The following is a 13,474-nucleotide window of genomic DNA, read 5'->3' as shown; positions in this document are numbered from 1 at the left end:
AAGAAAATAAGGCAGGTATCACCTGCCTTATTTATTTTTTTATTATTTTTCTTTCAGCTCAATATATTGACGGCAAATAGGGTCCAGCCCATAGCTCAGCAATTGCTGTTGATTTATCTGTGGCGGATTGGCGTAAATTTCCGCCATTTTTTCTGCCAGCGACGCTTCGTTTAATTCCGCCAACGCGTTAGCCATGCCGGCTTTTTCCAGAATTTCCGCAGGGCCGCCCGGACAGCGGGTGCTGACCACCGGCGTGCCGCACAACAGCGATTCTACCAGCACGTTGCCAAACCCTTCACTGTCGGAGCTGAGCACCAGCAGCGAGGCATGGCGAATAAATGGGTAGGGATTGGCCTGGAAACCGAGGAATAGCACGCGCTCTGCGATGCCCAAGTCTGCCGCCAGACGTTTGACCTCGGCGACGCGGGCGTCATCCCCGGTGCCGATCAAAGCCAGCGGCGCCTGAATGCCGGAGAGCGCATAGGCTTTCAGCAGGCGGTCATGCCGCTTGGTGGCGTGAAAGCGGCCGACGTGCACCAGGTAGTCCTGACCGGCCAGTTCGCAAGGCGCCGCAGCCTGTTGCCGGATGGCGTCGATGTCGAACGGATTGTTGATGACCGCCAGGCGGCGCGGGCGGATCGGCAAGTTCCGCTGCAGGTCGTCGCCGACCGCCTGTGAAACGGCGACGATATTTCTCCCCTGGTAAACGTTGGCGATTTTACGTTGCTTGAGCCAGCGATCCAGGCCTTTGCGGTGGCCGAGGTAGGAAGTGGAGAGGATGCCGTGAATGCAGAACCACAGGCGATCCGCGGCCAACCGCTTGCTGCGGCTGACGATGCGATCGGTTTTATGCAGATTCGAGAACATCAGATCGAACGCGCCGTGTTGGCGCTCGTGTTCGGCTATTGCCCGATCCAGCGCGGCGGCGCGGCGTGAGAGCTCGGTCAGCTTGCGCCAGGGGGCACGGCTGCGATCGGCCACCACCTGATAATCAATGCCCGGCGGGATAGGGTAATTGCAGACGTCGCGCAGCGAGATCAGACTAACTTTATGCCCCTGTTGCTGCATGCCCTGGCACAGGGTCAACACCACTTTTTCCGCGCCGCCTCCCGGCAGGCCATCGATGATCATCAGAATACGCATAGCTAATCCAGTAACCGGTTATAGAGGGAAATGAGCTGTTCGGACAGATGCGCCGGCGTGGCCGTCATAATGCGCAATCTCGCCGCTTCGCCCATGGATGATCCCAGCGCCTGGCGCGGCAGCGCCCGAATGGCCTCCGTGATGGCCGGTACGTCGAGCGCGTCCGTCACAAAGCCGTTCTGGCCAGGGGTGATAAACTCGGCGCCGCCGCAGGTGGTGCTGGTGACAACCGGCAGACCGCAGGACATCGCTTCCAGAATCACATTCGGGAATGGATCGTACAGCGTCGGCAGCAGCAGCGCGTCCGCGGCCTGATAGAACGGCAAGGTCTGTTTCTGCACGCCCATAAAGTGAATGCGATCGCCGCAGCCCAGCGACTGCGCCAGCGCCCGGTAGCGTTTTTCGGCCTTGTCTTTGCCGACCACCAGGAGGTGGCTGTCGGTCACCGCCACGGCGCGGATGGCGGCGGCCAGCCCTTTGCGCTCGAAACCGGAGCCGACGAAGACCAGGCAGTGCGCCTGTTGCGGGATCTGATATTGCTCGCGCAGACGCCGGCGCAGGGCCTCGTCGGCGGGCGGGAACTTTTGGTTGTCGATGGCGTTATAGATCACCGTGATTTTGTCGGCGGGCACGCCAAAGTCGGCGATGATTTCCTGCTTGATCATCTCGGCGTTGCAGATGACGGCTTTCAGCTCCGGCGCGGCGTACATGGCGCGTTCGGCGCACATCACATAGCGGTGATAGCGGTTGGAGAACAGCCACTTGCGGCGCCATTCAGGCAGCAGACGCGCGCGTTGCAGCAGCCAGCGGCGGTGTACGCCGTCGCCGGCGCGGTAGATGTCGCAGCCGGGAATGCGTTCGTGGCTTTGCACCAGATCGAAGCGCTCTTTCTGCCACAGTGCCCTGGCCGCCACGGCGAAGCCCCGTTCGCGGCTGATGCGGCCGAGCTTTAACGGATTGCACAGGTGAATGTGCCAGTTGGGATTGGCGTCACCTTGCCATTCGCGGGTGATGACGTTCAGATCGAGATCCTGTTGTTCCAGCGCTTCCAGGGCGCGGGAAACGAAACGTTCGGCTCCGCCGTCCGGGCGGTATTTTTGGCGAACGATCGCCAAACGAAATGCTTTCATGCCAGCGTGCTCCGCGCGGCTGCAATCACCGCGTCTGTAGGAATAAGGTCGAGATACCGTTCGTCTGTGCCGGTATCAATGGCATCCGGATCGGGCAGTTCGCCGAAGTCGCCGGCCCAGATCACGGCGCCGGTAGCCTGCCACGGCCGCCAGAAAGTCAGCTTGGAAGGGCCGAACAGCGCCACGCACGGCGTTTGCAGCGCGGCGGCCATGTGCATCGGCACTGAATCCACGCCGATAAACAGCTTGGCGTGATCAATCAGGGCGGCCAGTTGGCGCAGCGTCAGCTGGCCGGCCAACGAGATTACGCCCTGCGGCGGGCAGAGCGCCAAAATGCGCTCTACCATGGCTTGTTCTCTGGCGTCGGGGCCGGAGGTGATCACCAACTGGTGTCCGTCGGCCTGCAAGGCGGTGAGGGTGGCGGCCATTTTCTCTTCGCTCCAGCATTTGAAGAACCAGCGCGAGGTGGGCTGCACCACAATATAACTGCCGGCGACGCCCTGTTTCTGCAACCGTTGCTCACAGGTCTGCCAATCCTGCGGATCGTAACTCATGGTGACATGCTCATTGAGCGTGGGCAGGTTCAGCGGCGCCAGCAACGAGAGATTTTGTTCGACGGTATGCAGGTGGGCGTGATTGTCCACCGGCACCAGCTGCGTGTGACAGTGGCGCCACAGGAAGCCGCGGCGTTTGGGGAAATCGAAGCCCAAACGGATGCGCGCGCCGGTCAGGCGCGTGATGATGGCGCTGCGCCACTGATCGGCCAGATTGACCACCAGATCGTAGCGCTGCGCCTTCAGGCGGCGCAGCAGCGCCAGCTCGTGCCCCAGATGCGCGCGGACGCCCTGTTTCTTCCATTGGCGGTCGATGGCGAACAGCGTCGACAATTCCGGATTACTGGCTAGCATCTCCTGCGTTTCCTGATACAGCAGCACATCGATCTGCGCCTGCGGGTAGTTTTGCCGCAGGCTGCTGATGACCGGCGTGACCAGCAGCATATCGCCGTGATGGCGCAGTTTTATGATCAAAATACGCTGTACGGATGGGGCGGAAGTTAGTGCTGGCGCGTCGTTCATCATGAGTCGCTTTCTGGGAAACCAATCTTTGATTCTAAATGACCCGATCGCATGTGGCTACTGTTGCACGGTTTTCTTGCCGGGCCGCAAAAAAATCGCCGAGCCGGGGACGAATGCGCTTCAACGTTGTCCAAACCAGGCAGCAAAGTCGTTTGCCCTGGCGAAACGGCCTGCGTAACATAGTGCATTCTGTTGATATCAGGCTCGATATTCATGACTAAACCGGCGTTTCTCATCACCATTGATACCGAAGGCGATAATCTGTGGCAAAACCACGATCGCATCGCGACCGAAAACACACGTTTCTTGCCGCGCTTTCAGGCGCTGTGCGAGAAATACGCCTTCAAGCCGGTTTATCTCACCAACTATGAAATGGCGATGGACCCGGCTTACGTCGAGTTCGCGCGCGACGTGATCGCCCGCGACGCCGGCGAGGTCGGCATGCACCTGCACGCCTGGAACAGCCCGCCGTTGACGCCGCTGACCGACGATGACTGGCGCCACAAGCCTTATTTGATCGAGTATCCCGCCGATCAGATCCGCGCCAAGGTCGATCACATGACCAAGCTGCTGGAAGATGCCTTCCAGACCAAAATGCTTAGCCATCGCGCCGGCCGTTGGGCGTTCAACGAATACTATGCCTCACTGCTGCTGGAATACGGCTATCAGGTGGACTGTTCTGTGACGCCGCGGGTCAACTGGCAGTTTTCGCCGGGTAACCCGCAGGGCAACGGCGGTACCGATTACAGCCGGTTCCCGTCGCAGGCCTATTTCATTGATCCGCAGAACATCGCCAAGCCGGGCGCTTCGGCGCTGCTGGAAGTGCCGATGAGCATCCAGTACAAGCATTCGGCGCTGATGAATGCGTTCAAGCAGGGCTATGATCGGCTGCGCGGCAAGCGCCGTTCGCCGTCCGTCAACTGGCTGCGGCCGAGTGGCGGCAACGTGGCCAAGATGATCAGCGTGGCCGAGACGTCGCTGGCGCAGGGGCATGACTACGTCGAGTTTATGCTGCACTCCTCCGAGTTTATGCCGGGCGGCAGCCCGACGTTCAAAACTGAACAGGATATCGAAGTGCTGTACCGCGATCTGGAGCAGCTGTTTGACTGGCTGCAGCAGCGCACGGTGGGCATGACGCTGGCCGAGTATTATCAACTTAAAGCGAACTAAGCACGCACATGTCGAAGAAATGGAAAATCAAGGTTGCCGACTGGTTCTTGCGGCGCTATACGGCGAAGTACGGCCGTTTTCAGGACAAGGCGACGTTCGACGGCGCCCAGCAGTTTGACAATATCGTCATCTATTCCACCACGGCGTTGGGCGACTTCATGTTCAACACGCCGGCATTGAGGGCGATGCGGGAACGCTACCCCAACGCGCACATCACGCTGGTGGTGCACAAGAAAAACCGCGAGCTGGTGGAAAACGGCCGCTATTACGATCGCGTGGTGTATTGGGACAGCAAGATCAAGACGATACGCCCGTTGCTGAAATCGCTGCGCGAACATCAGCCGGATTTGGCGCTGATCCTGCACTCCCATCTGCCTTATGACATCATCAGCGCCGTACTGGCCGGGGCGAAGTACATTATCCGCGATAACTACAGCTCGGGCATTTGCGGGCTGGAGCCTTGGCTGACCAACTATGTCTTCCATTATTACGGCCACTTCGTGCGCCGCAAGCTGGAGCTGATTTCCATTTTAGGTTGCCGCAGCGACGATCCGACGATGGAAATTCCCGTGGATTATCAGCGCGGCGTCAAAAGCAGCGACCACCCCACCATCGGGTTTCAATTGGGGGCATCTACGGAGTCGCGTTGCTGGCCGGTTTCACACTATGCGCGGCTGGCCGATGAGCTGGTGGCGAAGCACCCCAATGTACGCATCGTGCTGATTGGCGCACCGTTTGATGACGGCAAGGCCAAACAGTTTATGAGCTTAATCGGCCCGCAAACGCAGGCCTGCGTGGATAACCAGATCGGCAAAACGGGGCTGCAAGGCTTGCTGACGTTGCTCGACAGTTTCCATGTTCTTGTCACCGGCGACACCGGGCCGCTGCATCTGGCGGTGGCGTTGAAGGTGAAAACCATCAGCCTGTTCGTGACCGCCGATTCACGCTCCACCGGGCCGATTCAGGATCCTGAACTGCACCGCATCATTCAGGTGTCGCGTACCGGCTATACGATGCCGCTGGAGGCGGAAAGCCCGATGGGGGTTATTCAACCGCAGCGGATTTATGACGAACTGGTCGCGCACGTGCCTTTAGCGCGCTAAAGGTGCGGCGACGCATCGGCCGCGAGGCGGATGCGGTTAGCGCGGCCTGCGCCCGCGCAGCTTCGAAAGAAAGGTATCCACTCGCGCATAGCGCATCTGACGGACTTTTTTGCCCGGCACGTCGCTGTTGCGGCAGACAGCGGCGGCGCGGCGCAGGATATGCAGCGTTGCCGGCGCGTAATGGTAATAGCCGTACACCGCCTTCGACATGCTTTTCACCTCGGAAAAGCAGTTGGCCAGCATCAGGGCGGCCAACCGGCGCAGCGGCTCATCCCCAGAATGCTGCGCCACAAAGCGCAGCATTTTCTCCATAGCGAACAACAGATCGTCAATATCTTTGGGTTTGATATTGCGGGTGATGCCCTGGTTGTTATCCCGATAGAAGTAGAGTTCGCACTCAAGATGGGCGATGCGGCGAGTTTTGAAATACTGAAAAGGCGTGAAAATCACGTCTTCATAGCGCCTGCCGTCTTCGAACGCTTCCCCTGCCAGCAGCGTGCGTTTATATACCCGGCTCCAGAGATGCCACATTGAGCGCGCGAACAGCGGTTGCAGGCAGCTCAGCCCCAACGATGAAAAGTCGTAGGCTACGGGCTGCGTCGCGCGGTTCTCGGATTTCGGCGGTTGTTCGGTGAACTTCTGATAATTAAAATCGATCAGGTCATACTCACCGGCGATCAGCAGGGGATGCAGGATCGCCAGATAGTCGTCGCTTAGCAGATCGTCGCCGTCGAGAAAGGTGACATAGCGCCCGGTGGCTTGCTGCAGGCCGACATTGCGGGCGTGTGCAATACCGCCGTTGGCCTGAGAAATAAAAGCCACCTGCGGATGCTGCTGCTGCGCCAGGTACCGGCTGACCAGCGCCCCCGACGCATCGGTAGAGCCATCGTCGATGATCACCACCTCAATATCATCAGAAATCTGCGTAAATAACGAATCCAGCGCAGCGATGATGAACGCTTCGTTATTATAAAACGGCACGATAACGCTGAGCAGCGGTGGTTGAATGTTCACGCGGCCTGCTCCTGTGTGGAAGTCTGTCTCGCCACGGAGAGCACTCCGGCGATCAGCGCCAGACAGAACATGGCGGTGCCTTCCGTGCTGAAGAAGATGACGTCGCTCAGCCCGTAAACGAACAGGCTGGCGCTCACGCTCAGCAACAGCGCGTTGCGCTGCGGCCGGAACGAAGAGAAGAACAGGCAGACATAGAGTGCCAGCAGCAGCAGTACGCCCCAGACGCCCTTGAGCGAATAGGTTTCCAGCAGCTCGTTGTGCAGGTGGACGTTGATATAGGGCATAACGCCAGACAGGCGAGGTTGCTGTGCGACCATCGCACGGATCTCTTCGCCGCGCTGTTCGGCGGATTGGCCCCAGGGGGCTTGTGAGCCGGTACGCCATGCCAGCGTTTGCATCGACAGCCGTGAAATGATCGAGTTTTCAGTCTGTGGCTGATCCATCAGACGCATATCGGTCTCAAAGGCCTGAATGCGTTCTTCTATCTGCGGTTTAAACACCAGGCCGCAGGCTACGAGCAGCAGCGGTACCGAGGCCATCAACGCGAGCTTGTGTTTTCTGGAAACCAGTTGCTTGGTGGCCAGCAGCGACAGACAAATCGCCACCGGGTAGACCAGCATCGCCGCGCGGGTGCCGGTGAGCACCAGCGCAGAGAAGGACAGCAGGAATGCCGCAATGTACAACACCAGACGGTAGCGGGTGCGCAGCATCAGGATGGCTTGCATCATGACCAGATCGATGGCGGTCATCAGGTAGGCGGCGACCGTGGCGCGATCGAAGTTGAGCTCTACGCGCGGGATATCCAGACGCAGCCCTTGATAGAGGGAATAACCGTTGATCGCCAGACCGGTGACGAGAGCCACAACGATCAACAGGCGCTGCACGCACAACCGCTCATTGAGCGCAATCAGCAAGATGAAAGCGGTCGCGAGCTGCAGTTTGCCGGTCGACATATAAGAGCGATAGATATTGATGTAGTCACCCGGCTGTTTGAAGTGATGCATCCAGAGGATGGTTCCCATACCTACGCTGAACATCAACGCGGGCAGCAGCAGATTTCTAACGTTGCTGAAGTAGTAGCGCGGATACAGGCAAACGGCGATAAAGGCGATGTAGCTGGAAACGTAAAACAGATTGCGTCCGGTCGCGGAACCGAAAGGGATGGTGCAAAAAGCGATGGCGCACCCCAGATAGATCAGATAGCTGAAGGCAGGGTGCGGCGTTCTGTATTTTAGCATCGGGCGTGTTTTCCGGCTCACGTGTTGATTAAACGATAAAGGATCGCAGCGTGTCGTCGAATTCAACTTTGAACTGAGCATAGTTGAAATGTTCCGCAGGATAGCGCTGCGCATTTCGGCTCAGAGTCTGGTAGGTTTCTCGCTCCAGCAATTTCTCAACGGCATCCGCACAGTCGATATGCGACAGCAGCTTGGGCGCTACCAGGCTGTCGGTCAACGGATCGTAGACCTCATGCGGGAAGTCGACCTCGATATCGGTGAGCTGCCGGTGCTGTTCGATGGTGACCGACGGCGTCAGGCCAATGCCGCAGACCCCGTCTTTCACCGCTTCCGGCTGGCCGTCGACCTGCGGGAAGATGACCGGCACGCCGAAATAGAGCGATTCCATGCAGGACAAGCCGAACGGCTCGGTAATCGGCGTGCTCATGTAGATGTGCGTGCGATTGAAGAAACCGGCGACGTCATCCTGATAACCGCTGAAAGTGATGCGGTCGCCGAGCTGAAGCCGATCCGCCAGCGCCTCGAACGCCGCGCGATCCGGCCCTTTGCCGGCCACTTCCAGCGTGACGTCATGCCCGCGCCGCAGCAGCTCCTGCATCATCAATAAGGAAACGCTGATGCCTTTCAGGCTGACCAGGCGTGAGGCCGTGCCGATCCGGACCGGCTGCGACAGCGTTTTCGGCGCAGCGTCGATCCCTGCCGGCGTCTTGATGCGGTTGATCACCACGTGATTGGGGCAAGGCAGATTAAAGCGCAGCTCCATCACTCGCTTCGACGCGTGTGAGGCAGAAATGACGCCGTCCAGCATGGCGAAGAAACGCAGCGTCTTTTTATTCTTGGGGTAACGCCAGGAGCAGCCGTGATCGTAGTAAACCAGCTTGCCGCGCTTGGGTTTGGCCGCCAGCCCCGGCACCAGGTCCCAGACGATCACCACGTCGGCGTTGGCCCGCTCGATTTTCCACTTCAGCAAAAATTTGCGCAGGAACTGCGGGCAGCGCAGCGGCAGCGCATTGATCAGGCGGTTGGCGAAGGTGACGGGCTGATGCGCAGGCAACTGGCGGCGGATCTCTTCGCCAATGTCGCCGCTGATGCACAGGACCTGGTTGCTGTCGTCGGTGGTATCGTTGATGTACTGCAGGAACAGGCGCTCGACGCCGCCCATTTTACCCAGGTTGATAATGTGCAGTTTTTTCATGCTATAACCTTTTGCAACGCCTGCCATGCCGTATCGGCGTCAATTGTCGCCATGCTTTTTTCCGGCGAAATCAGCGAGTGCTGATTTTGCCCGTAGCCGCCGATCAGGCCGGGATCGGTTGGCCCGAACAGCGTGATGTTCGGTTTGTCGAGCGCGGCGGTCAGATGACTGAGTCCGGTGTCGACCGAGACCACGCCCTTGGCGCCGGCCAGCACGTCGGCCACCTGCTGCAGGCTGAGCTTCGGCAGCACTTCGACATGTGGAAAACCTTCCGCCAAGCGTAGCGCGCGCTGATGTTCATGCTCTGCGCCCCACGGCAGTTTGATCTTCAGCCCGCTGTCGGCCGTCAGCGCGATCAGCTCGCGCCAGTTCTGCTCCGGCCAATGCTTATCGTCACGGGTTGTCGCGTGCAGAAACACCAGATATTGACCGGCATCGACCGGCGGCTGGCTGAGAAAACGCGCGGCGATGGCGTAATCGCCGTAGCTGCCCGGTTTATCGTAGCCGAGGCTTTTGGCGAACAGCTCGCGCGTGCGTTCCACCGCGTGCTGCTGTTTGTCTATCTCATGACGCACGTTGTAGAACCAGCTGGCGAACGGCTCGCGCGCGCTCTTGCAGTCCGGGCCATGTTTGTTGCCTTTGGCGACGCGGGTGATCAGCGCGGCGCTTTTGATCAGGCCCTGCGCGTCGATCACCACGTCGTAATGGCGTTCTTGCAGCGCGCGCTTGAAGTCGCAGCGCTGCTGTCGGGTGTCGCTGCCGAACCAATTTTTACGCCAGCGGCGAATGGCCACCGGGATCACGCGATCCACTGCCGGATGCCAGGTGGGGATTTGGCTGAAACCTTCTTCCACCACCCAGTCGAAGCGGATATCGGGAATGGCCTGCAGCGCGTCGGTCAGGGCGGGCAGCGTATGCAGCACATCGCCCATCGAGGACGTTTTTACGATTAACACCTGCATGACTATTCCTCGCTGGCGACAAGTAACGGCGTCAGCGCATCCAACACTTGCTGCGGCTGAATATCGATCAAACTTTGGTGGTATCCCTGCTCGGCATCGCCTTTACGCACCTTGTGATAACCGCTGATCAAGCGGATAACCCGCGCCTTGTCGGAGAGCGGCGGCGTGAAGTCGGGGCTGCTTGGGCCGTACAAGGCTATCAGCGGTTTGTTCAACGCTGCGGCAACGTGCATTAAACCGGAGTCGTTGCTGACCACCGCCCGGCAGGCCGCGATCAGGATCACCGCCTGCTCCAGCTGGGTTTTTCCGGCCAGGTTAAGGCAGAAATCGCGCGCGTCTTCCTGCAACGCGGCGCGGATCTGTTCGCCGGCCTCGTGGTCTTTTGCCGAACCGAACAGCGCGATTTGATAGCCGCTCTCGATCAGCCGTTGAGCCAGCGCTGCGTAGTGATAGTGCGGCCAGCGCTTGGCGGGGCCGAACTCCGCGCCTGGGCAGAAGCCGACGATCGGGCGGCTGTCGGTCAGGTTGAAGGCCGAAGTAGTTTCGGCGATCTCTTCGTCGCTCACCCGCAGCTGCGGCCACAGCAGCGGCTGCGGCAGATCGTCGGCGCGCTGAACGCGGCCTTTGTCATAGGCCAGCGCCACATAGCGCTGCACCATCAGCGGGAAAGCGGCCTTGTCGAGCACGCGGACGTCGTTCAGCAGGCCGTAGCGCATTTCGCCCCGCCAGCCGGTGCGCTGCGGGATATCGGCGAAGAAAGGCACCAACGCGGATTTGAACGAGTTGGGCAGAACGTAAGCGCGATCGTAACGGTTGGCGCGCAGGGCGCGCCCCAGGCGGCGGCGTTCGCCGAGCCCCAGCGCGCCGTGGCCCAGCGGCATCGCCAGCGCCTGATTGACTTCCGGCATGCGCGCCAGCAGCGGACGGCACCAGGCCGGTGCCATCACATCGATCTCCGCCGACGGGTATTCGGCCTTCAGGGTGCGATAGAGACTTTGCGACATCATCATGTCGCCAACCCAAGAAGGGCCGATAACCAGTATTTTCATACCCAGCGTTAATTCCTTCAGCTTATGCGGTGCGGTTCAACCAGGCCATATACTCTTTCACGCCTTCGGCGACCGTTTTGAACGGTGCGTCGTAGCCGGCGGCGCGCAGCTTGGTCAGATCGGCCTGGGTGTACGCCTGATAGCGGCCCTTCAGCTTTTCCGGGAACTCGATGTATTCCACCGCGCCTTTCTGATGGAAGTCCACCACCGCGTCGGCCACCGCCTGGAAGGTTTCCGCCCGGCCGGTGCCGCAGTTGAAGATGCCGGATTTGCCGGTTTCCCAGAACCACAGGTTAACCGCCGCCACGTCGCCGACGTAGATGAAGTCACGCTTGAAGTTTTCGCTGCCGGCGAACAGTTTCGGGTTTTCGCCGCGGTTGATCTGGGTGTTCAGGTGGAAGGCGACGCTGGCCATACTGCCTTTGTGGCCTTCGCGCGGGCCGTAAACGTTGAAGTAGCGGAAGCCGCAGATCTGCGAGTCCGCTTCCGGCAGGATCTCACGCACGTACTGATCGAACAGGAATTTGGAGTAGCCGTACACGTTGAGCGGCGCTTCATACTGACGCTCTTCGATAAACTCTTCGCGGCCGCCGTAAGTGGCGGCGGAGGAGGCGTAGAGGAACGGGATTTCGCGATCCAGGCAGTAGTGCAGCAGATCTTTGGAGTACTGATAGTTGTTGTCCATCATGTACTTGCCGTCCCACTCGGTGGTCGCGGAGCAGGCGCCTTCGTGGAACACCGCTTCGATTTCGCCCAGATCGTCGCCGGCCACGATGCTGGCGATAAAGTCTTCTTTATCGATATAGTCGGCGATGTCCAGATCGACCAGGTTGACGAATTTGGTGCCGTCTTTCAGGTTATCCACCACCAGGATATCGCGATATCCCTTGTCGTTCAGTGCCTTAATGATGTTGCTGCCGATCATGCCGGCGCCGCCTGTGACGATAATCATTGGGTTACCCCTGCTAAGCTGCTGGCGGGGCACAATGCCCCACGCTCAATGGCGGTTATCATAGCATTTCATGCCGCGGCAAACAGCGGAAGGGCTCCGAATATCCCGCATTGCCATTGAAGTCCGCTTTTTGCCGTGATATCTGCTGCAATTTTAATATTCTCTCCCGCGCATTCTCGTCAGTTTGGTTACAAATCAGTAAAATATGCCGTAAATAGCCCAATCCTGGAGATAACCGAATGTCAGCGTCTTTTTATCAGCAGTTGGAACAACAGCTTGCCGCCACTCGCAGTGAAGGGCTGTTCAAGGAAGAACGCATCATCACCTCCGCGCAGCAGGCGGATATCGCCGTTGCCGACGGCAGCCATGTGATCAACTTCTGCGCCAATAACTACCTGGGCCTGGCCAACCATCCGGCGCTCATCGCCGCCGCCAAGTCGGGGATGGACAGCCACGGTTTCGGCATGGCGTCGGTGCGCTTCATCTGCGGCACCCAGGACAGCCACAAGCAGCTGGAACAGAAACTGGCGGCCTTTTTGGGCATGGAAGACGCGATCCTGTACTCCTCTTGCTTCGACGCCAACGGCGGGCTGTTCGAAACCCTGCTCGGCCCGGAAGACGCGATTATCTCCGATGCGCTGAACCACGCGTCGATCATCGACGGCGTGCGCCTGTGTAAGGCCAAGCGCTATCGCTACGCCAATAACGACATGACCGAGCTGGCCGCGCAGCTGAAACAGGCCAAAGCCGACGGCGCGCGGCACATTCTGATCGCCACCGACGGCGTATTCTCGATGGACGGCGTAATCGCCAACCTGAAAGGGGTTTGCGATCTGGCGGACGAGTATCAGGCGCTGGTGATGGTGGATGACTCCCATGCGGTGGGCTTTGTCGGCGCCAACGGGCGCGGCACCCATGAATACTGCGAAGTGATGGGCCGCGTCGATATCATTACCGGTACGTTAGGCAAAGCGCTGGGCGGCGCGTCCGGCGGCTACACCGCCGCCAAGAAAGAAGTGGTGGAGTGGCTGCGCCAGCGCTCGCGTCCGTACCTGTTCTCCAACTCGCTGGCGCCGGCGATCGTCGCCGCGTCGATCAAAGTGCTGGAACTGCTGGAAGAGGGCGACGCCCTGCGCGATCGCCTGTGGGCCAACGCGCGTCTGTTCCGCGAAAAAATGACCGCCGCCGGCTTCACCCTGGCCGGCGCCGATCACGCCATCATCCCGGTCATGCTGGGTGAGGCGAAGCTGGCGCAGGAATTCGCCAATGCGTTGCTCAAGGAAGGCATCTATGTGACCGGTTTCTTCTATCCGGTGGTGCCGAAAGGCCAGGCGCGCATCCGTACCCAGATGTCCGCCGACCACACCCCGGAGCAAATCGAACGCGCAGTGGCGGCGTTTACACGTATCGGTAAGGATCTTGGCGTTATTGCATAAGGTAAA

General features: G+C 59.5%; 12 protein-coding genes. 3 read left to right on the top strand and 9 right to left on the bottom strand.

Features of this window, described 5'->3' with window-relative positions; all coding sequences use genetic code 11:
• Positions 1-42: 42 nt before the first annotated feature.
• Genes ACJ8IL_RS21700 through rfaQ form a run of 3 tightly spaced genes read right to left on the bottom strand, consistent with a single transcriptional unit; the run spans position 43 to position 3,352 of the window.
• Positions 43-1,143 carry a glycosyltransferase gene (locus ACJ8IL_RS21700; RefSeq protein WP_404758890.1) on the bottom strand — a complete coding sequence of 367 codons (1,101 nt, stop codon included), beginning with the start codon at positions 1,141-1,143 and terminating at the stop codon, positions 43-45.
• Positions 1,144-1,145: 2 nt separating this feature from the next.
• The gene (locus ACJ8IL_RS21695; protein WP_049205339.1) at positions 1,146-2,273 is read right to left on the bottom strand and encodes a glycosyltransferase family 4 protein; all 1,128 of its coding nucleotides are present in this window, start codon (positions 2,271-2,273) and stop codon (positions 1,146-1,148) included.
• Entirely contained in the window at positions 2,270-3,352 is a 1,083-nt protein-coding gene (rfaQ, locus tag ACJ8IL_RS21690) for a putative lipopolysaccharide heptosyltransferase III (protein WP_043141032.1), read from the bottom strand. Before rfaQ ends, ACJ8IL_RS21695 begins: the two co-directional genes overlap by 4 nt.
• A 210-nt stretch (positions 3,353-3,562) precedes the next feature.
• On the opposite strand from rfaQ, the gene ACJ8IL_RS21685 reads away from it, so the two are divergent.
• Both ACJ8IL_RS21685 and ACJ8IL_RS21680 read left to right on the top strand, forming a co-directional pair.
• Entirely contained in the window at positions 3,563-4,519 is a 957-nt protein-coding gene (locus ACJ8IL_RS21685; protein WP_025304690.1) for a polysaccharide deacetylase family protein, read from the top strand.
• Positions 4,520-4,527: 8 nt separating this feature from the next.
• Complete coding sequence (locus ACJ8IL_RS21680; protein WP_025304689.1) at positions 4,528-5,622, top strand: glycosyltransferase family 9 protein; 1,095 nt, start codon at positions 4,528-4,530, stop codon at positions 5,620-5,622.
• 36 nt (positions 5,623-5,658) lie between these two features.
• Here the strand turns inward: ACJ8IL_RS21680 and ACJ8IL_RS21675 are convergent, their stop codons facing one another.
• From ACJ8IL_RS21675 to rfaD, 6 genes are read right to left on the bottom strand one after another with little or no spacing between them, the layout of a single operon-like run.
• The gene (locus tag ACJ8IL_RS21675) at positions 5,659-6,636 is read right to left on the bottom strand and encodes a glycosyltransferase (RefSeq protein WP_442516825.1); all 978 of its coding nucleotides are present in this window, start codon (positions 6,634-6,636) and stop codon (positions 5,659-5,661) included.
• On the bottom strand, positions 6,633-7,874 hold the full coding sequence (locus ACJ8IL_RS21670) for an O-antigen ligase family protein (protein ID WP_043141024.1): 1,242 nt from the start codon (positions 7,872-7,874) through the stop codon (positions 6,633-6,635). Before ACJ8IL_RS21670 ends, ACJ8IL_RS21675 begins: the two co-directional genes overlap by 4 nt.
• Positions 7,875-7,902: 28 nt before the next feature.
• Positions 7,903-9,069: a glycosyltransferase gene (locus tag ACJ8IL_RS21665; RefSeq protein WP_060435267.1), complete on the bottom strand. Its 1,167-nt coding sequence runs from the start codon at positions 9,067-9,069 to the stop codon at positions 7,903-7,905.
• Positions 9,066-10,031, bottom strand: coding sequence for a lipopolysaccharide heptosyltransferase RfaC (gene rfaC / locus ACJ8IL_RS21660; protein ID WP_025304685.1), 966 nt, complete (start codon positions 10,029-10,031; stop codon positions 9,066-9,068). The genes ACJ8IL_RS21665 and rfaC overlap by 4 nt, the downstream gene beginning before the upstream one ends.
• A 2-nt stretch (positions 10,032-10,033) precedes the next feature.
• Positions 10,034-11,080: an ADP-heptose--LPS heptosyltransferase RfaF gene (gene rfaF / locus ACJ8IL_RS21655; RefSeq protein WP_025304684.1), complete on the bottom strand. Its 1,047-nt coding sequence runs from the start codon at positions 11,078-11,080 to the stop codon at positions 10,034-10,036.
• Between the two features lie 22 nt (positions 11,081-11,102).
• Positions 11,103-12,032, bottom strand: a complete 930-nt coding sequence (rfaD, locus tag ACJ8IL_RS21650) for an ADP-glyceromanno-heptose 6-epimerase (RefSeq protein WP_025304683.1) — start codon at positions 12,030-12,032, stop codon at positions 11,103-11,105.
• A gap of 239 nt (positions 12,033-12,271) precedes the next feature.
• Here rfaD and kbl point away from each other — a divergent pair, with 239 nt between their 5' ends.
• Positions 12,272-13,468 (top strand): glycine C-acetyltransferase, encoded by a 1,197-nt coding sequence (kbl, locus tag ACJ8IL_RS21645; RefSeq protein WP_004931154.1) that lies wholly within the window; start codon positions 12,272-12,274, stop codon positions 13,466-13,468.
• The last annotated feature ends 6 nt before the right edge of the window (positions 13,469-13,474 follow it).

Origin of the sequence: Serratia sp. CY47444, assembly GCF_052168635.1 — a bacterium.
Taxonomy (GTDB): domain Bacteria; phylum Pseudomonadota; class Gammaproteobacteria; order Enterobacterales; family Enterobacteriaceae; genus Serratia; species Serratia bockelmannii.
Note: the sequence above shows the minus strand (reverse complement) of the source record. Positions and strands in the feature narration are given on the sequence as shown.

Excerpts from the sequence above, each read along its gene's own strand:
- ACJ8IL_RS21700 (WP_404758890.1), bottom strand. The coding sequence starts at position 1,143 with ATGCGTATTCTGATGATCATCGATGGCCTGCCGGGAGGCGGCGCGGAA.
- ACJ8IL_RS21695 (WP_049205339.1), bottom strand. The coding sequence starts at position 2,273 with ATGAAAGCATTTCGTTTGGCGATCGTTCGCCAAAAATACCGCCCGGAC.
- rfaQ (WP_043141032.1), bottom strand. The coding sequence starts at position 3,352 with ATGATGAACGACGCGCCAGCACTAACTTCCGCCCCATCCGTACAGCGT.
- ACJ8IL_RS21685 (WP_025304690.1), top strand. The coding sequence starts at position 3,563 with ATGACTAAACCGGCGTTTCTCATCACCATTGATACCGAAGGCGATAAT.
- ACJ8IL_RS21680 (WP_025304689.1), top strand. The coding sequence starts at position 4,528 with ATGTCGAAGAAATGGAAAATCAAGGTTGCCGACTGGTTCTTGCGGCGC.
- ACJ8IL_RS21670 (WP_043141024.1), bottom strand. The coding sequence starts at position 7,874 with ATGCTAAAATACAGAACGCCGCACCCTGCCTTCAGCTATCTGATCTAT.
- ACJ8IL_RS21665 (WP_060435267.1), bottom strand. The coding sequence starts at position 9,069 with ATGAAAAAACTGCACATTATCAACCTGGGTAAAATGGGCGGCGTCGAG.
- rfaC (WP_025304685.1), bottom strand. The coding sequence starts at position 10,031 with ATGCAGGTGTTAATCGTAAAAACGTCCTCGATGGGCGATGTGCTGCAT.
- rfaF (WP_025304684.1), bottom strand. The coding sequence starts at position 11,080 with ATGAAAATACTGGTTATCGGCCCTTCTTGGGTTGGCGACATGATGATG.
- rfaD (WP_025304683.1), bottom strand. The coding sequence starts at position 12,032 with ATGATTATCGTCACAGGCGGCGCCGGCATGATCGGCAGCAACATCATT.
- kbl (WP_004931154.1), top strand. The coding sequence starts at position 12,272 with ATGTCAGCGTCTTTTTATCAGCAGTTGGAACAACAGCTTGCCGCCACT.